Source organism: Salegentibacter agarivorans (genome assembly GCF_900113135.1).
GTDB lineage: Bacteria > Bacteroidota > Bacteroidia > Flavobacteriales > Flavobacteriaceae > Salegentibacter > Salegentibacter agarivorans.
The window spans coordinates 25785-48954 of sequence record NZ_FOOH01000008.1; the positions used below are offsets into that span (position 1 = coordinate 25785).

General features: G+C 38.5%; 6 protein-coding genes. 5 read left to right on the forward strand and 1 reads right to left on the reverse strand.

Annotation, left to right across the window (positions count from 1 at the left end; translation table 11 throughout):
* The first annotated feature begins 14 nt into the window (after positions 1–14).
* Together BM084_RS07405 and apaG are read left to right on the forward strand one after the other, a co-directional pair.
* Positions 15–1091: a DUF3667 domain-containing protein gene (locus BM084_RS07405; protein WP_075324662.1), complete on the forward strand. Its 1077-nt coding sequence runs from the start codon at positions 15–17 to the stop codon at positions 1089–1091.
* A gap of 3 nt (positions 1092–1094) precedes the next feature.
* Positions 1095–1481, forward strand: a complete 387-nt coding sequence (gene apaG / locus BM084_RS07410; RefSeq protein ID WP_093304019.1) for a Co2+/Mg2+ efflux protein ApaG — start codon at positions 1095–1097, stop codon at positions 1479–1481.
* Here the strand turns inward: apaG and BM084_RS07415 are convergent.
* On the reverse strand, positions 1478–2194 hold the full coding sequence (locus tag BM084_RS07415) for an NRDE family protein (RefSeq protein WP_075324664.1): 717 nt from the start codon (positions 2192–2194) through the stop codon (positions 1478–1480). The two genes, apaG and BM084_RS07415, sit on opposite strands and share 4 nt — an antisense overlap.
* Before the next feature lie 139 nt (positions 2195–2333).
* Here BM084_RS07415 and pruA point away from each other — a divergent pair, with 139 nt between their 5' ends.
* From pruA to BM084_RS07430, 3 genes are all read left to right on the forward strand, one after another.
* On the forward strand, positions 2334–3977 hold the full coding sequence (gene pruA / locus BM084_RS07420) for an L-glutamate gamma-semialdehyde dehydrogenase (RefSeq protein WP_075324665.1): 1644 nt from the start codon (positions 2334–2336) through the stop codon (positions 3975–3977).
* Between the two features lie 325 nt (positions 3978–4302).
* Complete coding sequence (locus BM084_RS07425; protein ID WP_093304023.1) at positions 4303–14004, forward strand: T9SS type A sorting domain-containing protein; 9702 nt, start codon at positions 4303–4305, stop codon at positions 14002–14004.
* Between the two features lie 150 nt (positions 14005–14154).
* Positions 14155–23103 (forward strand): LamG-like jellyroll fold domain-containing protein, encoded by an 8949-nt coding sequence (locus tag BM084_RS07430; protein ID WP_093304027.1) that lies wholly within the window; start codon positions 14155–14157, stop codon positions 23101–23103.
* The last annotated feature ends 67 nt before the right edge of the window (positions 23104–23170 follow it).

Consider the following 23170-nt stretch of genomic DNA (forward strand, 5'->3'; position numbering starts at 1 on the left):
AACTCGTTACAAAAATGGCAGGTAGCAGATACGATTTAAAGTACAGGGGCACCAAATGTCTTAACTGTGAACATCCGCTGGATAAGAGTGATAAATATTGCCCCAACTGTGGACAATTAAACAGCACTAAAAAGTTAAAATTCGATGATTTTTTTACAGAATTTTTCTCCGGTATTTTTGCCTACGATTCCCGTTTTCACCGCACCATACGAGTTTTATTATTTTCTCCCGGGAAAATTTCTAAAGATTATATCCAGGGAAAAAGAATGCGGTATGCAAATCCCTTTAAATTTTACTTAAGCGCTTCAATTATCTTTTTTCTGATCTGGGGCTTTGGAAATTCTTTTGATATAGAACCCATAGTAAATGATGACGAAATTGAAGAATTAGTTCAGGATAGTATTACCGGTCCAAATATGATTCCTACGCCCGGCGGGAAAGAAATTAATCTCGACTCCTTAATTATAAATCAACAACGCAACGCCAAAAAACCTTACCGGGAATTTTACAAACCTCACGAGGAGCTGGATACCATGAGTTACCTAGACGCCGGGAATTTAAAATTTGATCTTTACTCAAGGTTTTATAAAGAAACAACCATTAGAAATGCCGAAACTGCCATGGACAGTCTTTCATATCCGCAAACCAGCTATAATCACTGGCTCTATAAAAAAGCGGTAGATTGGAATACTTTAAAGGAGAATCCTGGGTTGTTTTTAAATTATTTTATCAATAAACTTCCTTTTATCATCTTTTTCTATTTGCCGGTTTTCGCACTATTTATCTGGTTATTATATATTAGACGACCTTTTAATTATATTGAGCATTTAGTTTTTACTTTTCACGTACAAACCACCTTTTTTATACTATTAAGCCTGGCGCTATTCGTAGATTACTTATTTCCGGGCAACTGGGCATTTATACTTTTCAACTTTATTTTTGCTTTTTATTTATATAAAGCCTTACGTGGTTTCTATTGCCAGGGGCGTGTTAAAACGATTGTAAAGTTTATGCTCTTAAACTTTATATTTTTTATTTTAGCGGGAATCGCTACAATAATTTCAATTTTAGCATCTTTTGCCATATATTAAGATATGATTCAACAAGTTACAAGAGGCATAAAAATTTCGGTCCACACCAATTTTGAAGGTACTTTTTTAAAGAACCTTGGCTCTCGTTTTGCCTTTTCTTATCATATAACTATAGAAAATCAAAGTAACGATTCAGTACAATTAACTTCGCGTTTCTGGAAAATTAAAGATGCTTTACACAATACCGAGATTGTACAGGGTGAAGGCGTTATTGGACAAAAACCGGTTTTAAAACCCGGGGAATCCCATACTTACCAGAGTGGCTGTTTGCTTAGTTCTCCTTTTGGATCTATGAGTGGTTACTATAATATGGTAAGCTTTACCTCAACCCGAAAATTCAGGGTTAAGATTCCTACTTTTAAATTAAGCGCCCCATTTGCTTTAAATTAAATCCCGGTAAATTCTTTATTACTTATTTTTCCCTGTTCCAGGTCTTCATATTTAAAATTCAATTTTCCCGGTAAAAATTCTATCTGGGAAATACTCTTGGTTTTCAAAAAACCTCGATCAATTATCAAATCTTTCTCTTTATCACCTTCTCCTGCAGAATGATGAAATTCCCATAGATTTTCAGCAGAAAGATTTCTTTCTTTTTGAAACTTAGAAAACCATTCTTCCCGCAGTTTTTTCATGGCTGAAGTATATAAAGGAGAAGAAGACCATATTTGTGGCTGAAGCGGCAATTCTTTAAAATGTTTCTGCGCTCCATCCCAAACAAATTCAGCAAAAAATAATTCTGAGGACCAATCGGCTATCACTACTGTGAAGGGTTCTATGTTTTTGAGATTGTAGTTTTCAATTTCGGTTTTAATATCTTCAGCAATTAGCCAGTCTTTTAATACCACGCCCCTGCTTTTTCGATAAGAATCTTCGCGTTTATGAGCTTCAAAACCGCCATTCATCAAACATAAAACCCGTTGTTTTTCACTCACACCAATCCAGCTTCCACCGGCCACGGCATCTTCAGGAAAAAGTAATAAAGTATTTTTTTCGATTTTAAAATCAGGCGGATAGGTTTCCCGCTCCGTAGCTTCGTCTCTATTAGATGTTAAGATAAATCCGTTGGAATTTTTGAAATGAGGCGTGAGACTTATGGTGCACATAAAATTATCTTAATAAAAGTATTGAATTTACAAAAATAGTTAAGCTTTCGTGAATGCGCCTTCATAAGGATTCAAAATCACCTAAATTTTTTACCTTTATACTCACAATAATTAAAAACCAAAAAAACATAAAATAACTATGGGAAAAGGATTTTTTCACGTTCCACAGGCGGTTAACGAGCCGGTAAAAACTTATGCTCCGGGAACCCCGGAAAGGGAAGAAGTTTTACTCACTTATAAAGATCTCTACAATTCCAATATGGAAGTACCACTTTATATTGGATCTGAAGAAATAAAGACAGGAGATACTGCAGATATTCGTCCTCCTCATGATCATAAACATAAAGTAGGAACTTACCACCGCGCCAAGAAGAAGCACGTTCAACAAGCGATAGACGAGGCTTTAAAGGCCAGAGAAAAATGGGCAAAACTGGAATGGGAACAACGTGCTGCGATTTTCTTAAAAGCAGCCGACTTAATTGCAGGGCCTTACAGATCAAGAATTAACGCTGCCACTATGATTGGGCAGTCAAAAAATATATACCAGGCAGAAATTGATTCAGCTTGCGAACTTTGTGATTTTTTACGTTTTAACGTAGAATATATGTCAGATATGTACAATGAGCAACCTGAATCTTCTGACGGAAACTGGAACCGAGTAGAATATAGACCATTGGAAGGTTTTGTATACGCAATTACACCTTTCAACTTTACCGCTATTTCTGGCAACCTTCCTTCAAGTGCAGCCCTTATGGGTAATGTAGCTGTTTGGAAACCCAGTGACAGCCAGATTTTCTCTGCGCAGGTGATTATGGAAGTATTCCAGGAAGCCGGTCTACCAGATGGTGTAATTAATATGGTTATGGGAGATCCTGAAATGATCACCAATACCGTGCTTGACAGTCCTGATTTCTCCGGAATTCACTTTACAGGAAGTACAGACGTATTTAAAGGAATTTGGGGTAAAATTGGTAACAACATCAATAAATATAAAACCTACCCAAGAATTGTAGGAGAAACTGGTGGTAAAGACTTTATTGTGGTTCACCCAACTTCTAACGCAAAAGAAGTAGCTACGGCAATTTCCCGTGGTGCTTTTGAATACCAGGGACAAAAATGTAGTGCCGCTTCAAGAGTTTACCTTCCAGAAAGTCTTTGGCCAGAGATTAAAGAATTTGTGAAAACAGATTTAGAATCTTTTAAAATGGGTTCTCCAGAAGATATGTCTAACTTTATTAATGCAGTTATCCACGAAGGAGCATTTGATAAACTGGCAGGCTATATAGACCGCGCCAAAAAAGACAAAAACGCTGAAGTAGTAATTGGTGGAAATTATGATAAATCTGAAGGTTATTTTATTGAACCTACCGTTATTCTCACCTCAGATCCTCATTATACTACAATGGAAACCGAATTATTTGGCCCAGTGGTAACCATCTATGTATATGATGATAAAAACTACAGTGAAGAAAAGTGGAGAGACTTACTAAAAACTGTAGATAACACCAGTATTTACGGACTTACTGGAGCAGTTTTCTCTGGAGACCGTTATATGGCGGCAATCGCTACCGACTTACTTCAAAATGCTGCAGGTAATTTCTATATAAACGATAAACCTACCGGCGCAGTAGTTGGACAGCAACCATTTGGTGGTGCCCGCGCCAGCGGTACTAATGATAAAGCCGGTTCTAAAATGAACTTACTAAGATGGGCTTCAGTTAGGCTGATTAAAGAAACTTTTGTACCAGCAAAAGATTACAGATATCCATTTTTGGGAGAATAATTCTGTAAAATATAATTTCAAAAAGCCACAGTTTAAAAGCTGTGGCTTTTTTATTTAATAATTTTTGAAAGTTAATTTTGTATTTCCTCCTGCTTTAAAATCCTTACAGACTACTAATTTTCAGTACTTCATTAATTTTAGTAGGAAAAATCGTAAAATCAGTAGTTAATCGAATAAAACTTCACTTCAACGATAATCACTTAGAACGATTTTTTAAAGTAGTATTTTTAATTGTTAATCGACTTCACCCCAGGGACTTATCGTCTCAAGCCATTTAACCTTATACCCCTACGTATTTTTTTTAATCGGCTAATCCATTACAATTATGGGAAAAATACTACTCCTAATATTTATAATAGTTCCTTTAGGTATTTACGGGCAGGCCTGCCCCAACTCGCTAAGTATAAGTTCTAACAACGGCAGGGAAATTTGTGCGGGAGAAGAAGTCACTTTCAGCGCCACGGCAGATACTGGCAGTAATCTTAATTATCAATGGCAAATTAACAATACGAATACTGGCCCTAATGCCGCCGAATTTACCACCAGTACTCTTTCACATAATGACCGCATAAAAGTTATTGTGACCAGTGATGATGATACAGAATGTAACCTTACCAGTGATTATATTCAGATGACAGTAAACCCCGTTAGAGTAGGAAGCGCGGTGATTGCAGCCAATTCAGAAGAAATTTGTCCCGGTGACCTCATCAGCTTTAATATAGCATCTTCTTCAAATACAGGAACCAACCCAGATTATCAATGGCAGGTGAATGGTGAAATTCAAGGTTCAGGCAATTCTTTTTCCGGAAACTTAGTTGAAGGAGATAACGTACAGCTTTTAGTAAGTTCCAGCTTACCCTGTACAGAAGATTTTTCCAGTAATGTTATTAGTATAAGCGAAAAAGACGGTCCACCGGCAAGTATTGGAAACATCCAGGGAGAAATAAGTATTTGTCCGGGCATAAGCACCACTTATAATATTTCAGCAGTAAATTTTGCTGATTCCTATATATGGGAATTACCTGAGGGTTGGGATGGTAGCAGCACCGGCACCAGTATAGAAGTGACCACAGGAAGCCAGGGAGGAGAAATTAGTGTAAGAGCTATTAATGATTGTGGGGAAACTGAGCAGACACTTTCTGTAAATGTGGAACCGGGTGCCCCTACTCAGCCGGGAGGAATTTCCGGCAATACTGAAGTATGTCCCGGCACCCCTGAAAGTTATTCAATAAGTGAAGTTCCAAATGCAGAGTCTTACCAATGGATTGTTCCTAGCGATTGGAGCGGCAGTAGTACCACTAATACAATTGACCTAACAACCGGGAATCCAGGCAATACGATTTTAGAAGTAATCGCTATAAATACTTGTGGAGAGAGTATTGCACGTGAGTTAAACATCACTGTGCAAGCAGATATTCCTAATACCCCTGGTAACATTTCTGGCGTGAACCAGGTTTGTCCGGGTATTATAGAAACCTATTCCATTTCTCAGGTTCCAGATGCTGAAAGTTATAATTGGACAGTACCAGCAGGTTGGACTATAAATGGCGATGCAAATTCAAATCAAATTAGCGTAACCACCGGGAATTATGATCAAAACGGAAACATTAGCGTTACAGCTGTAAATTCCTGTGGTGAAAGCGAAGCAAATAGTCTAGCAGTAAATGTAGACTATGGAACTCCTCCCCTTCCCGGTGAAATAAGCCTGCAAATAGCAGACGGATTTGAAGTGATTTGTCCTGAAAGTTCTTTAAGTTTTTCAATTTCTGAAATGAATGAAGCTGAGTCGTACACGTGGGACCTGCCCCAGGGCTGGACTATAGTTTCAGGTCAGGGTACACCACAAATTCAGGTTATCAGTGGGCAATATGGAGAGAGTGGAGAAGTTAGTGTTTCAGCAACTAATAACTGCGGTACAGGTAATTTACAAACCCTGGAGGTAAATATTGATCCACCTGCCCCAGTAATTGAGAATATCCAAATAACCGGGGAAGTTGAAGTTTGCGCAGATGCAACTCAATTGGAATATAGTATTCCCCAAATTAGCTACGCTGATTCTTATGAATGGTCATTACCCTCCGGCTGGGTAATTACTTCAGGAGAAAACACCAACAGTATTATTGTTAGTGCCTCTCCAACTTCCGGAAACATTGAAGTGTTTGCCAAAAATGAGTGCGGTGAAAGTGAGATAATTAGTCTGGCAGTAACAGCCGTAAACGATGTGCCAAATCAACCCGGAACTATCTCTACAGATTTGGGAATAGATGCCATTTGCCCACCTCGTAATGATATCTCTTTTAGTGTTCCTAATGATTCTGAAGTTGATTATTATCGTTGGATTTTACCTTCGGGATGGGAAATAGTAAGTGGCGAGAATACCAATGCAATTCTTGTGAATGTTACTAATAGTGCTCCTTATTCAAATGAAATAGTAAAAGTAGTGGCTGGAAATATTTGCGGTGAGAGCACTGAAAGTCAATATTCAGAAATTACGGTTTCTGATTTTGTAATAACCGATCTTGGAGAAAACCAGGATCTATGTTCTACCACTACGGCCGTTCCAATTGATGTAACTATTGAATTTGGAGGTTTCAAAAAATTTAAACCTGCATTTTCACATAATGGAGGGGGAAGCTTTACAGATATTCCACCTATTACAAATAATTATCCTAATAATTTTACTATCCAATATATACCAACCTCAGCCGATTTTGGTCAGGAAATAACTATCACAGTGAATGTGCCAGAACCAGAAACCAATAAGAACGATCCCGATGCTTGTGGAGATGGTTATGCTGAAGTTACTCTCTACTTTGCACCAAACCCTACGGCCAGTTTCCTAACAGAGAATCATGATATTTGTGAAAATTCAACTACAGGTATTACACTTTCAGGTACACCCAATACTCAAGTCACCTATACTGAAAACGGAACCACAAAAACCATAGATTTAAATGAGAATGGGGAAGCCGTTTTTAATTCCGGGAATCTCACAGAATCTACCACCTATGAATTAGTAAGTACATCATACCAGGAAGAACCCACTTGCGTTCAAACGCTTTCCGAAAGCCTTGAAATAACCGTAAATCCGGTTCCTTCAGTAGAATTAGTATATGAAGAATCTATATTCTGTGAAGATGATGACCAGGCTAAATCAGTGACTTTTGAAAATACCATCGGAGCTTATGAAAACGGAACTTTTAGCGCTGAACCCGGGCTTCAGATTGATCCCGGCACAGGAACAATAAGTCCTTCCAGTAGTGAACCCGGTGATTACAATATTACTTATACAATTCCGGCAAGTTTAGGTTGTGAACAGGTATTAATTACCACTACCATCAGCATTAAAGAAATTCCTCAAGTAGACTTTAGCTATGAGACGCCAATGTGCTCGGCCGGTGATTCAACCAAAGAAGTAACTTTAACGGGTAGCGGAAATTACCAAAATGGTTCATTTACGGCAGAAGCAGGCTTATCTATTGATGCTAATACGGGAACTATAAATCCATCTGATAGCACGCCAGGAACTTACACGGTAACATATACTACTCCTGCTGCCGATGGGTGTAATGAATATGAATTTACAAGTGAGGTAGTAATTACTGAAATTCCAACTCCTGAAATCACATACGATTTCAATGAATTTTGTAAGGGTGATTCCTCAACTTTCACTCCTGCGATTACCGGAGGTGGGGCAATAACCGGAGGTGCTTTTTCTTCGACCTCAGGTTTAGCGGTTAACGCAGAAACCGGTGAAATAAATCCGGCAAACAGTGATCCAGGCACTTATACAGTGACCTATGTCTTAGAAGCTTCAGCGGGATGCGAAATGATTTCTACAGAAACTGAGATCCTAATTACAGAATTACCAACAGCAACTTTAAATTATGCCGGGCCTTTTTGTGCTTCAAATAATACACCTCAACAAATAAATTTTTCGGAAGTGAGTGGAACTATTGCCGGCGGAACTTTTTCAGCTTCTCCTGTGGGACTTTCAATTAATGAAAATTCCGGAGACATTCTCCCCGGCTCAAGTGATCCGGGAGATTATACAGTCACATGTATTATAGCAGCTGCGGGAGGTTGCGAAGAAGTATTTTTAACCACTAATGTAAGTATTACCGAAGTTCCTTATGCGAGTATTTCTTACAATGCACCATTTTGCAGTTCAAATAGTGAAAACTTTCCTGTTAATTTTGAAGAAACACCAGAGCTTTATAAAACCGGAACTTTTTCTGGAAGTCCCGGTTTAGTTATAGATAGTGAAGGGAATATTAATCCTGCAGCAAGCGAACCCGGCGAACATACCATAACATATACACTTCCAGAAATTGATGCCTGTACTGCTTCAGAAGTTACCACCAACATCATAATTTATGAAGCTCCGGCAATTACCTCTCAACCATTTAGTGTAGGGATTTGCTCTACAGAACCCAGTGAACTTTCTGTAGTTGCAACTGGTGATGAACTTCAATATCAATGGTTCCGGGATGGAGAAGCAGTTTCAGGAGCTACCGAAACCACTTTATCTTTTAATAATACCACTTCCCAAAACGCCGGCGAATATTTTGTTGAAGTTAGTGGACCGGCAGGTTGTTCACCGGTTATTTCAGAAACCGTTAGCTTAAACGTAGATGAAGATATAATTATAGAAGAACCTGTGACCGAAGTGCCGATTTGCGGAGACGGTTTTTCAGAAGTTACCATGAAGTTTATTGCCCATGCTAACGGTGCACCATTAACTTTCACCTGGTATAAAGGAAATTCCATAGTAGATGATTCCGATGAAAATATTACAATCACTACTCAACCGGCCGATGAAAACGGCAGGTATGCTGGTACATTGGAGATAATAAATGTCACTACCAATTACAATGGCGACTATTATGTGGAAGTTCAGGGGCCGGCAGAATTCACTTGTTCTACCGCAGTGACTAATCCTTTTCAATTACGTTTAAATGAAGTACCGGAACCACCTACGGTCGCAAATTTTGAATATTGTCAATATGAAGAAGCTCCTGCTTTAAGCGTTCTGGCAGGTGAAAATCTTACCTGGTACGCCACTGAAACCGGTGATGATGCTTTTCCTGAAACTCCGGTGCCGAGTACCGATGAACCGGGAGAAACCATTTATTGGGTTACCCAAACACCAGATGTTTGCGAAAGTGAACGTATAGCAGTAAGTGTAAATATTAAAGAAAAACCTGCAGTTCCCGAAACTACAATTGTTATAGAATATTGTGAAGGCGAGACAGCCAATCCTCTTGAAGCTGTGGTAGCGGACTCGGCTAGTTTAAATTGGTATGATGCTGAGGAAAATCTGCTTTCAGAAGCGCCCCTGCCCAATACTGAAAGTATGGGAACGTTCCAATATTACGTTTCTCAAAGTCTAAATGATTGCGAAAGCGATAAAGTTGCTATTGAAGTCCTTATTCATGAGTTACCAGAAGTTACCATAACCTCTTCTGAAAACCTGGTGTGTGCCGCATCGTTGGTAACATTAACTGCGGAGGGAGCTGATACTTACGTTTGGTACAATGAAGCCGATGAAGAAATTGGCACTACCGCTTCCCTGGAGGTGAATCCGGAAATAACTACTACTTACAAAGTGGTTGGTACAGGGACTGGAGAATGTTCTACAGCCGCTGAAATTACCATTGAAGTAGATCAACCCAGCGATGCCGGAACCATATCTGGAGAAACCAATGTTTGTACTGGAAATAATTCGGGAGAAATTGCATTGTCTGGTATTAATGGTGAAGTAATTCGTTGGGAATTCACAGAAGATAATGGTGAAACCTGGGAAACCATAGATTTAGAAGAATCGGAAATTTCTACAAGCTATACTTATCAAAACCTTATCACAACCACCGGCTTTAGAGCTGCGGTACAAAATGGAGTTTGTGAAGAAACTATTTCAGAAACAATATATATACAGGTAGATGAACGTCCAATTGGCGGCGAATTAAATTTTGCAGGTTTCGACCGATTATATACCACTTGTGAAGATCCAGAATTTTTAGAAGACCTGGTTCTTTCCGGCCATACCGGGCAGGTAGTTGCCTGGAAATACCGAACTGCATCACAGGCCTCTTTTCAAACTATACCAGGGGAAAACGGCAATGTCCTTTCTTCAGCAATTATCACCGGGTTGGTTGGTAACGAAACATTAATTTTTCAGGCTGAAATAGTAAATGGTTCCTGTACTAATCCAGTGGTAAGCAGAACGGCTATTTTAAGTGTAATCTCTTCTAATATTGAACCTGCTCCCGTAACTGTGAGTGAGAATTTAATTTGTTTGGGAACCGATGTCACTTTAAGTGCCGAAACGGGTTATCAATCTGGTGACGGAGTAAATGATAGTGGTAATTTTGATAACGCTTCAATAAATCAACAGGGTTGGAGAATTATAAATTCTAATGGAGTTGAAGAAAACTTTGAAACCAGCGCAAACAATACCGCGCCCAACGTTTGGCGCAGAGTGACGCCAAGGGAATTTATTACAGCAAACCTTACATCCCCGTACAACACCTCATATCAATTATTTGATCACAGTTTAGATGACGGAAATAAAGGTTTTTCCCTGGTTTCTGGCAATAACACCTCTACTATGGAGACCAATGTATTTGCTTTAGACGGAATGGACTCAGGTATTTTAACTTTTGATCAGGCCTACAACCTTACCGATGGAGCCTCTATTGAAGTTTTAATTTCAACAAACGGCGGCAGTACTTACACCTCATTATATAGTAATAACGGGGATCCTTCAAGTGGGAATTATAATAATTTTGCCTCGGGAACGCCTATTTCACGACCTGAAAATAAAATTGAAATTGATGTGGGCGATTATATTGGGCAAAACAACTTAAGAATAATGTTTAGTTATGTTGGAGCCAGACAGGGTGATGTATGGGCTATTGATAATATTATTTTACCCGATGGACCACAAAATGTTGGTGTAGTTTGGGAAGACACTACAGATCCTGATACTCCGGTTATTATTGGTACAAATAATTCAGAAATCTGGGAACCTACTGAAATTGGATGGAATGTCTCTGTAATTACCACAACTTTAGAATATACAGGCGGTTCTTGCGCTACTGCTACCAATAATGAAGAAATTAAAGTTTTTGTTTACGACCAATATACTTCTACCGTCCAGGCTGAAACCGGGAGCTGCGGAGTTTATTCTGCACAATTATCTGCCACAGTAAGTAGCGAAGCTCAGGGCGAAATCACTTCCTATCCTACCCTGGATGGATATATTGGAAAATGGGTAGTAGAAGGGCCCACAGGCTACGAATTTTCAAATATTGATCCGAACAATGAGAGCGATCCTATAAACAACCCGAATGCTATTTTCACCTCGCAATCAGAAAGTCCGGAAAGCTATACTATTACCTGGGTTTTAGAATCAACTGAAACGGACGAGAATGGAAATTTAATTGAAAATGAAGCTTGTTCACCAATTTATGAAACTGCGGAAGTTATTTTTGAAGATTGTATTGCCCTTGATTTTGATGGGTTAAACGACTATGTTGATTTAGGCGAAACCTATACAGGAAATTACAGTTTAGAGGCGTGGATTCGGCCTGAAGCTTCAACAGGAACTATTATTAGCGGGCCTAACTTCAAAATTAATTTAGAAAACTTACCGGCTGGAATTAATACAAATTCCCGTTGGTATCATATTGCTGTTTCTAATAATACTCTTTATATAGACGGAATTGAAAGCGGTAATTTTAACCTCGGAAATGGTGGTGAAAGAACCCTTATAGGCGCTAGCTGGAATAATATCACTAGTAGTGCTGAAAATTATTTTACCGGCTGGATAGAAGAAGTCAGAATTTGGAATACTGCTATTACCGTAGAACAAATAAGGTTTATGATGAACCAACGTCTCTACAATAATGGTACTCAAATGGGAGTAGAAATTCCTATGAATGTACCGCAAGGATTAGGTTTTGCTGACTTAGCGGGATACTATCAATTATTAGCTCAGGAGGAACTTGTAGCCGGAGGAACCACTCCCGATTTGGCACACAATGCCATCCCTGGCAAACTTAAAAATATGGAAACGCTCCAGGAAAATACGGCGCCCCTGCCCTACACTTCACGAATAGACGGGCAAACCTGGGCTACTAATAATACCTGGACGCATTTTGAAGTTTGGGATGCGCCAAACAGCACAGGAATAAATGGAGATCCAATTGAATGGAATATTGTTAGAACTTCTCACAATGTTAATTCAGGAAATAAAGATATTAGCGTTTTGGGATTAATATGCGAAGAAAAAGAATTGGAAATTGCCGATCCCAGTGATGCGATGGATGAATATAATAATGGAAAATTTCTGCGTATTACCCATTATTTGAAATTAGATGGAATAATAAATTTAATTGGCGAATCCCAACTTTTGCAGGATGAGGGTAGTATTTTGGAAGAGGCCAGTAGTGGTTACTTAGAGCGAGATCAACAGGGCACCCGTAACAGTTTTAACTATAATTACTGGAGTTCACCGGTTAGTGCACAAGGAAGTAGTAATAATTCGCCATATACCATTTCCACAATCTTGCGAGATGGCACAAACACACAGAATCCTTTAAATATAGATTTCAGAGGAGGTCATGCGGCAGCGGACCAGGCCCGAACATCTCCTATTATAATAAGTGCCTACTGGCTACATGCTTTTAACGGCAGAGCAAACCAATATGGAGACTGGGAACATATTGGAGCTAACGGGACCCTTAACACCGGCGAAGGGTTTACTATGAAAGGAAGCTCGGGTACGGCTTCAATTCTGGAGGAACAAAACTATGTTTTTACTGGTAAGCCGCATAATGGCAGAATTGAATTAAACATTGGTCCAGATATGAATTACCTGGTAGGCAACCCATATCCGTCGGCACTAAATGCCAACGAATTTATCCTGGATAATCTAAAAGATGTTACCGACGGAAGAAATTCACAAAATGTTTTTAACGGGGTGGTTTATTTTTGGGATCATTTTGGAGCAGAAAATACTCATATACTTAGGGAATATGTGGGTGGTTATGCAGCATATTCACTGGCTGGCGGGGTGCAGGCAATTTCAAATGATTATCGCATAAATGCTAATGATGCCAAGGGGACAAAAACCCCGCAACAATTTATTCCTGTAGGTCAGGGATTCTTCCTAAACACAAGGTTAGATGAAGAGAATTCAGGAAATATTACAATTGCAGGAGGTGATGTTATTTTTAAAAATTCCCAGCGCCAGGGTGTTAGAGAAAATGTGAGCAGTTCAATTTTTCTTCAACCTCTTGCCAAATCAAAAAATATAAAAGCTCAGGATAACGATGAAAGAGCAAAAATTAGGCTTAAATTCCATTCTCCAAAAGGTTACCACCGGCAAATTTTAGTTACCCGAGATGTTAATACCAGCAATGGTTTTGACCTTGGTTATGACGCTCCTTTAATAGAAAATAACCAGGAAGATATGTACTGGCTTATAGATTCCTCGAAAGTTGTGATTCAGGGTGTTCCCAATTTTAACACAGATCAGGTCTTACCTATTGGTGTAAAAATAGCCGGAGATGGGTATTTTAAAATTCATATAGATAGTCTTGAAAATTTCCCTGATGAAATTCCGGTTTATTTAAATGATAAATTACTGGATACCGTGCATGATCTTAAAGAAAAACCTTATGACGCTCTCTCTCCGCCGGGTAGAATTCACAACAGGTTTCAAATAATCTTTACGAATATTAAAGCGATTCCCGAAATTCCAGAAAAACCTGATTTAAGTTCAACAATAGATTTTAAATATAATGACGAAACTTATGAACTTAGAATTGATAATCCTGAACTGATTGAGATATCTGAGGTTCATGTATTTGATTTAAGCGGAAAACTTGTACAGACACATACTGATATTCCACTACAAAAACAGAACATTTTAACAATAAATCCCGTAGGCGCCAGTGTTTATATTGTAAAACTAATTACGGCCGATGGAAACAGAAATAAAAAGTTTATTATGAAATAAGAAGGTCTTTTCTTACAATTAAAACCTTTCACCCTATTTAATTTGCATTTCATCTGATTTTTAGAGAATTAAGCTATGTTTCTGACTTAATTTCTTGTTAAAATAGTTTTTTTATATGTAATTTTACCACTTGTAACATTTTAGTTGCCTATGGGTAAAATTACTCTCCGGTTTTTATTAATAATGCTTATTTACGGCTTGTTCATACACGCCGTAAATCCGCTATTTTCTAATATTTCCTATGGGCCTGAAAAACCAGTTTTAAAAGATAAAAATTCTGAAAATTTCTTTTTTGTTGGTTTCTATTTAAATGCAGCCCCCACTATTACCGCTCCTGGTGATAAGACAGTCAACAATAATTCTGGACAATGCTACGCTTCAAATGTAGAGTTTGGAGAACCTAGTATTTCAGGTACAACCAACTCCCCTGAAATTTCGGTAAATGGCAATAATATAAATCCTGCAACTTATGAATTTCCTGTAGGGAATACTACCATAACCTGGACCATAACCAACGAAGAGGGAACAGATAGTGACACCCAGATAATTACTGTTATTGATAATGAAAACCCAACTGTCATTGCACCTGGAAATGTCACCAAAAATACGGACAACAATGAATGTACAGCATCTAATGTAAGCCTGGGAACACCAAATACAAACGACAACTGCGGAATAAAAAATACTACAAATGATGCGCCTTCGGTTTTTCCTATTGGAGAAACTACCGTAACCTGGACGGTAATCGACAATTCCGATAATACTGCAACCGCCACACAAACAGTAACTGTAGTTGATAATCAAAATCCTACAATTTCCGCCCCCGCGAATTTGAGCGTAAATACAGATAACAACGAGTGTACGGCCTCTAATGTAAGACTTGGAACACCAAATACAAACGACAACTGCGGAATAAAAAACACTGCAAATGATGCGCCTTCGGTTTTTCCTATTGGGGAAACTACCGTAACCTGGACGATAACCGATAATTCCGATAATACTGCAACCGCCACACAAACAGTAACTGTAGTTGATAAGCAAAATCCTACAATTTCCGCCCCTGCCGATGTTAGCGTAAATACAGATAACAATCAGTGTACAGCCTCTAATGTAAACCTGGGAGCACCAAATATAAACGACAACTGCGGAATAAAAAATACTACTAATGATGCGCCTTCGGTTTTTCCTATTGGGGAAACTACCGTAACCTGGACGATAACCGATAATTCCGATAATACTGCAACCGCCACACAAACAGTAACTGTAGTTGATAAGCAAGCACCAGTTAAACCATCATTACCAGATATCAGTTGGACATGTGGTAAAGAAATTACGGATTTCCCAACAACTACCGATAATTGCGACACAGAAATTACTGGAACCACCGGTGATCCTCTTGAATTTGATTCTTATGGAGAATATACTATAACCTGGACTTTTACTGATTCAGCAGAGAATTTTGTAACTGCGGAACAATTAATTTCTATCCCTGAACCTACTGTGGAAATTCCGGAAATTGATGGCAACGAATATTGTAATACAGAAGAAGTTCCCGGCGTAATTTTTACCGGAAATGACTTAGCAAATAAAAAATACGAATGGTTCTACGACACCGATATTAATGCAAATATTGGCCTGGCTTCAAGCGGAAATGGCAATATTCCTGAATTTTCAGCAATTAATAATACTAGTAGTCCAATAGAAGTAAAATTCACTGTAATTCCATTTGGGGGAAATTGTGAAGGAGAAGAAAATTATTTTTTTATTACAATTAACCCTACTCCCTCTGTTACTACACCCAACGATATTGAAATTTGTGAGGGCGAGACAGTTAATACTATCGATCTTTCCGGTTTTTCGGTAACGGGAAGTACCGTGGAATGGACTAACGATAATCCAAATATAGGTCTTGGTGCTTCGGGCACCGGGAATATCAACCCATTTACAGCAAATAATAATACCGACGAGCTGCAAATAGCGACTATTTCAATAGTACCATCGGCCAATAACTGTGTTGGCGAAATACAAACTTTTACTATAGAAGTTAAACCAAAACCTGAATTAGAAACGCCTGTAATCCCTGAACTATGTAACGCTGCGCCCACTGAAGCAATACCTTTATTGGGTAATGTTACAGGTATTACTTATGATATTTCAGGAGGTTCTACTATAGGACTTTCCAACCGAACCAACGTTACAGAGATTCCTGTTTTTACCCCGGTAAATAATTCAAATATTCCACGAAATACTACTCTCACCATTACTCCAAAGGCTAACGGATGCATCGGAGAGCCGGTTGAAATTGCTGTAACTGTAAAACCTAGTCCGGTGGTAGATGCTTCATTTACCAATCAAATTTGTTCAGGAGAAATAACAGATATTTCATTGGCAAGTGCTGTAGCCAACACAGGTTTTACCTGGACGGTTGATGCCCCGGCAGGTATTGAAGGCGCAATAAATGGAAGTTTAGCCGGAGAAGGAACAATTGAACATGAACTTACTAATAATACTTCCCAGCCCCAAAATGTTACTTACAGAATTAGCCCCGAAGCAGAAGGATGTACAGGATCAACAATTCCGGTTGTAATTACGGTAAACCCAACGCCGGAGTTTGAAATAAACCTACCTGAGTGTGTATCAGCAGTTGACTTTACAGATACTGCAATTAAAACCAATAACTCCTTAAATTATACCTACTGGGAAGATGCGGAAGCTACCATAGAAATAAGTAATCCCACTGAAGTTAGTTTGGGCACTTATTATATTAAAGGTGAGAGTACACAGAGCTGTTCAACAATAGAAGAGGTTATTATTAGCCAGATTACTCCTGAACTAATAAGTTCAATTGCAATTAATGAAATATGTTCTGATGCTGCATTTTCTTATGAATTTGATAGTAATATTCCTGTTAAAAATTATTATTGGGTTCGAAGAGAAAGAGAAGGAATTAATGGAACTGAAAGCGGCGAAGGAAATATTGAAGATATATTGACTAACAATTCTGAGGTAACTATTACCGTAGAATATGAAGTTATAATTGAGGCAGAGAATGGTTGTGTTATAGGAGAAGAAAATCCTATTATTCTTGAAGTCCCTGTAAGTCCCACTCCTAATTTATTAGGTGATAAAAGCTTTGAAGTCTGCAGCGGTCAGGAGTTTACCACCAATAACAGTTTAAATATTTCCAACTCTTCAATTTCTTGGGAAATGGTACCAAAAAGTGGTATAAGCGCTTCACGGTCTTCTGGTCAAGGTGTAATTAGCACAACCTTAACCAACTCCACTGAAAATAGAATAAATAGAGTTGAATTCGTATATAATTTCGCTTACGGAAATTGTAACCCCAAAACGGAAAGTGTCTTTATCGATGTAAAACCTGCTCCAAAAGTTGAGGCTGGGGTTTCTATGTCAAATCAATCCGAAAATGATGCTGTACAGGAAATAGAAATCTGTTCCCCTTCAAGCCCTTCTGAAATTAATGATATAAAATTATATTCCAGTTCTACATTAAATCAGGAAACGGCTGAGCCTATATCTTTAAATTATAGCTACGAAAATGGATTGCAAGGATGGTCAGGCTCAAATTGGATGAGAGGTTCAAATGGTTCATTGGCTTATGAGGATTGTTTTGTTTTCTGGGGCAATAGGTATTGTTTCAACCGTCAATTTTTTAACACACGAAATGGCAACAGATTCTTGTTATTAGACGCAACCAATAATATTAACAACCGTTGGATCTCAAGCCCAGCTATTAACACAGTGGGCCAAAGTAACGTCCGATTAACCTTTGATCACTATTTTAGAAATTCCAATGGTAGAGGTTTTATAGAATACTCTATAAATGGTGGAGGTAACTGGCAGCGTATTGAACAGAATCATAGTTATAATAATCCACAAGGTTCTCCAGGAAACTTCACTTCTTCAGGGGAATTCGCTCTCCCCTCGGGGCATGAAAATCTAATACTGAGATTTCGTTATAATGGCGGTGGAGATTACAGAGATTATTGGGCGATTGACAATTTAAATATTACGAGTGAATCAGCAACTAGTTCTTCTGTTCACTGGACACGTTCTGATGATCCCCAATGGCTTATTGAAGGTAAACCAAATTTACTCCCTGAAGATATTGGTCAGCTGAGTGAAACTACAGTTTTCACTGCTACTTACACTTACGATATTGAAAATGAAAATATTTGTAATCAAGGGAGTAATTCTGTAAAAGTAATTATAAAAGAACCCTTACAACCAACAATCGTAGCTGATTATTGTGTGTTCGAACAATCAAATAAAATAAGACTGTCTGCTGATCAGAATTATGACAGCTACAGGTGGGAATCTGGAGGTGAAACAATATCCCATAATTCCTCCATAGATATTAGTTTAGCCCAAACTTACACTTTATACGTTACCAGGGATGGCTGCGAAGCCTCCACATCTCTAACTCCAAGTGAGAATTTAGTTACAAATGGAGATTTTGAAGATGGAAATACCGGCTTTAATACAGTTTATAGGTATGTTCCTCCGGGTGGGGATTTATACCCCGAAGGAGATTATGCTGTTGATGATAATGCCAGGGATTATCACAACGATTTCTACGGTTATGGACATGGGGGTTCCGGGAATTTCATGATCGTAAATGGAGATCCAAGCCAAGGTAGCGTAGTGTGGCAAACAGATCCTATAGCCATTTCTACTGACACAGACTATTATTTTAGTGCCTGGACTTCCAACTTAGTTGCCCGAGAAGAAGCAAGGTTAAGATTAATTATAACATTACCTGGACAAAACACCCCCCTAGCTGAAAGTAATTTGGGGGATCTTACTGGTTTAGCTCGAGGTGAATGGATTCAATTTTATAACCCCCAGGTATGGAATTCTGGTTCTAATACTCAAGTTGTACTCAAAATTGTTAATGAAAATCCAGTAAGAGATGGTAACGACTTTGGGATAGATGATATTTCATTTTCTGCTTTTAGATCTTTTGATTTCGAATTTATCCCTGAAAATAATGGCCCCATTTGTGAAGATGAAACTATAGAATTGGCAGCAAACCTGGATGGCGGTAGGTTTCCTATAACATTTAACTGGACGGGACCAAACGGATTCACTAGATCAAAAACTATAAATGAAGAAAGTGAGCGTGTAGCGGCAGATACAATTCAGATCCCGAACGCTACAGCTGAAATGGCAGGGGAATATTCCTTACAAATCACCGATTTCTATGGCTGTAATTTAGAATCTAAAACTACTACGGTAGAAGTAGTTGAAAAAGCCGTGGTTTTTGCCGGAGAGGATATGGAAATTTGCTCCAACGAACCGATTATAGATCTTTCTTCAGCTTCAATAATGCATCCAAGTATAAATTCAGGCTTCTGGAGCACGGCAGCGGGAGATAATTCACGATTTACCGATCCTAATTTAATCAGCACTACTTACACCCCCAATGAAGAAGAAATTGCTTCGGGCGAAATAGAATTAATATTAACTTCTAATGAAGACGCCGGGGCGGTTTGTGAAACTGTAAGTGATACTATAAATATTATTTTCAATATTAGTCCGGAATCGGAACTTATTTCGCAAGATGTCAGCTGTTTTGAAGGAGATAATGGTGAAATAGAAATCAATATTATTGAAAATACCGGCACAGCGCCATTTACATTCCTCTGGAGTGATGGCCAAACGGGAAGAATTGCAGAAAACCTGGTGGCTGGAGATTATTATGCAGATGTAACCGATGCTAAAGGATGTACAGTAAGAACAGACACGATTACAATCCAGCAACCTGAAGAATTGATTGTAGGGGCTCCAATTGAATTGGAAGAAGCATCCTGTTTTGATGATTTTGGCGCTGTAGTTTCCATCCCTGTAAGCGGCGGACTTTTTGCTGAAGAAACGATTGATCCTGAAAATATTCCTTACATACTTGACATACTAGATGCTGAAGGAAATCAAATTAATTTAGGGCAGGAACAGATAAGTTATGATATAGCGACAGAACGCTTTATAATTTCAGGACTGCAAGGCGGAAAAGGATATACCTTCCTGGTAAGTTCCAGCGAGAATTGCGCTGCTGAAGTTAAAACCTTCACAACCCTTACTCCTCCTGAAATAAACGCCGGCGAAGTTCCTGAGATTTCCGAATGTGGAATAAAAACACTTTGGCTAGCTGCTTCTCCTATAGATCCTGAAATAGGCGCGGGCTCCTGGTCTTATAATAATGGAGAGACTGCATTACTTGGAGATCCTAATAATCCGAATACCAGTTTTACGGGCCAGCCGGGACAAACCTATACGCTTACCTGGAGTGTTTCTTCTAATGCAAATGAAAGCTGTAGCGTGAGTGAAGAAATTGAGATCACCTTCCCTCCCTCCTGTAGTCAATTAAACTTTGATGGAATTGACGATTTTGTAGATTTAGGAGACAACTATAATATTAATTCGAGTTTTTCTATTGAAGCCTGGGTAAAACCACATTCAATTTCAGGCACAAAAACTATTTTGTCTAAAAGGTCTGCAGACAATATGAATGCCGGCTATGATCTTTTTCTTAATAATGGCTCCCCAACATTCCGTGTTAATAATAAGAGTGTAGTTTCAGGAAAAAAAATAAATACAGATCGTTGGTTTCATATTGCTGCGGTTTATAATCAGGGTTCAGTTCTTAGAATTTATATTGATGGTATTGAAATTCAAACAAATACTACAAATATTCCTCAATCAATAGGAGCAACCGAAACCCCTGCGCTTATTGGTGCTGCTTTTACCGCAGATGAAACTATAGAAAGTAAAGATCACTTTGAAGGTTATATTGAAGAAGTTAGACTTTGGAATACAGCAATCTCAATCGAACAAATAAGATTCTTTATGAATCAACGTCTTGAAAAAGACGGTGCAAACGTGAGTGGTACTGTACTCGGCAATAATTTAAACTTACCAAACGCCCCGGAAAATGTTCTATGGACCAATTTAGTAGGTTATTATCAGCTTCTTGCACAGAGTGATCTTATTAGCGATGGATTTACCGATAACCTTGGTAGTGTAGGTGAATCAGCCCATGGATTATTGAAAAACATACAGGAAATGCAGGAAAACACCGCTCCGGTTCCATATATCCTTTACACCAGTGGACAAGAATGGTTTAAGGAGACAACCTGGGACTTACCTACACAAATAGATGGTAAAAATATAACTAAAAGAGATGTCTGGGATCCACCCAGCAGTCAGGGGATTGATAATAGCAGAATAACCTGGAATATCGTAAAGCTTTCTGAAGATATAGAAAACCCGGCTACTCAAAATAACCAAAATAATATAAGCCTACTGGGTTTAATTTCTGAAAATGGAACGCTCAATATGAAAGGTGAAAATAATATGGGGGGAAGCCAAACCGGGTTCGGAACCGGAAATGCATTAACTATTACCCATTATCTGGAGCTAAACGGTTATATTGACCTTAATGGTGAATCTCAATTAATACAAACAGAAGGCAGTGAAATTAGTGGTTCCGGCGGCCTGGAACGGGATCAACAAGGTACCGCAAGTAGCTATAATTATAATTACTGGAGTCCTCCTGTTTTACCAACTTCTAATAGCCAAAACTATAAAATTAACCAGGTGATGAAAGACGGGTCTACCGTGGGCACAAAAGACTTCCAAAGTATCAATTTTAAATGGTCGCATACCCACGCCGATGGTCCAAAAGCAAGTCCAGACCCCATTAAAATAAGTGATTATTGGATTAATGCCTTTAGAGCCAGGAAAGCCAACGAATATAGCCAATGGGAACAAATTGGAAGCTATACCGCTTTAAAACCCGGCGAAGGCTATACTATGAAAGGGACAACGGGAGATGCAAGAATAATTGATATGCAAAATTATACTTTTAGTGGTTTTCCGAATAATGGAACTATTGAAGTTAGCGAAATTCAGCAGGGACAAAATTATCTAATTGGGAATCCTTATCCCTCTGCGATTAGTGTGGAAGAATTTATATTGGATAATATTAAAGATAGCGGAGGGCGTAATGAAAAAAATCTTTTAAATGGAGCCGTTTATTTCTGGGATCATTTTGGGGGCCACACCCATTACCTGTCACAGTACGTGGGCGGCTACGCTGTAAGAAATTTAATAGATGGAGTTGCGGCTATTTCCAACGATGCCAGGATTAATGCTTCCGGCGCCCAAAGCACCAAAAAGGCCGGACCATATATTCCAGTAGGCCAGGGATTTTTTGTAAACACTACCCTGGATACCCAGGCTGAAGATATTGATGACTTTGGGTCGGGAAATATTGTTTTTAAAAATAGCCAACGTGCTTTTGTAATGGAGCGAGGGCAAAGTTCTTCTTTCTTTCTAAAACCACTCGATAATACTAAAACCAGTAAAAATACTGATGAAAAAAGTGCAGATAGCCGTTATAAAATAAGACTAAAGTTTCATTCTCCTACCGGCTATCACCGGGAAATTTTGGTGGGCGCAGATGCCAGAACCAGCCAGGGCTTCGATCTCGGTTTTGATGCCCCTTTAATAGATAAAGGCAAAGAAGATATGTATTGGGTAGTTGGGGAAGGCAATTATGTAATCCAGGGTGTACCTCATTTCAACCTCGACCAAAGGTTACCTTTGGGTATTAAAATTGCCGAAGAAAAAGAGTTCAGTATAGAAATTAGTGAATTACCTAACCTTCCAGATATTATAGAAATCTATTTGCGTAACAATAGTGACAGTACGTATCACGATTTACGAAAGGAAGCTTTTAAAGCTACTTTACCTGCAGGAGAATATAAAGATTTATATGAAATTGTTTTCCAGGATTTAACCAGCACTCGAAAAGATAAAGAACCCGGGGAAGGACCTGTAGATTTTTATTATTCCATGGAGAACAGGGAATTTGTAATTAACAACCCTGAAATTCATAAAATTGAGCATATAAATATTTACAATATTGCAGGCCAATTGGTAGATCAGCATTTTGGAATACCAGACATTAAAGAAATTTATATTCCGCAGAAAAAATCCTTGAGCACCGCCGTTTATATCGTAAAAATCTTTACTAATGCAGGAGATTATGCCAAAAAAGTAATTATTAGAAAAGACTAAATTTCTTATTAATATATTCCTGAACTACTTTTTTCTCATAGAGTAATCCTAAATTACTTATCGGTTT

Bases quoted from the DNA above. Each gene is read 5' to 3' on its own strand.
- BM084_RS07405 (WP_075324662.1), top strand. From the start codon at position 15: ATGGCAGGTAGCAGATACGATTTAAAGTACAGGGGCACCAAATGTCTT.
- apaG (WP_093304019.1), top strand. From the start codon at position 1,095: ATGATTCAACAAGTTACAAGAGGCATAAAAATTTCGGTCCACACCAAT.
- BM084_RS07415 (WP_075324664.1), bottom strand. From the start codon at position 2,194: ATGTGCACCATAAGTCTCACGCCTCATTTCAAAAATTCCAACGGATTT.
- pruA (WP_075324665.1), top strand. From the start codon at position 2,334: ATGGGAAAAGGATTTTTTCACGTTCCACAGGCGGTTAACGAGCCGGTA.
- BM084_RS07425 (WP_093304023.1), top strand. From the start codon at position 4,303: ATGGGAAAAATACTACTCCTAATATTTATAATAGTTCCTTTAGGTATT.
- BM084_RS07430 (WP_093304027.1), top strand. From the start codon at position 14,155: ATGGGTAAAATTACTCTCCGGTTTTTATTAATAATGCTTATTTACGGC.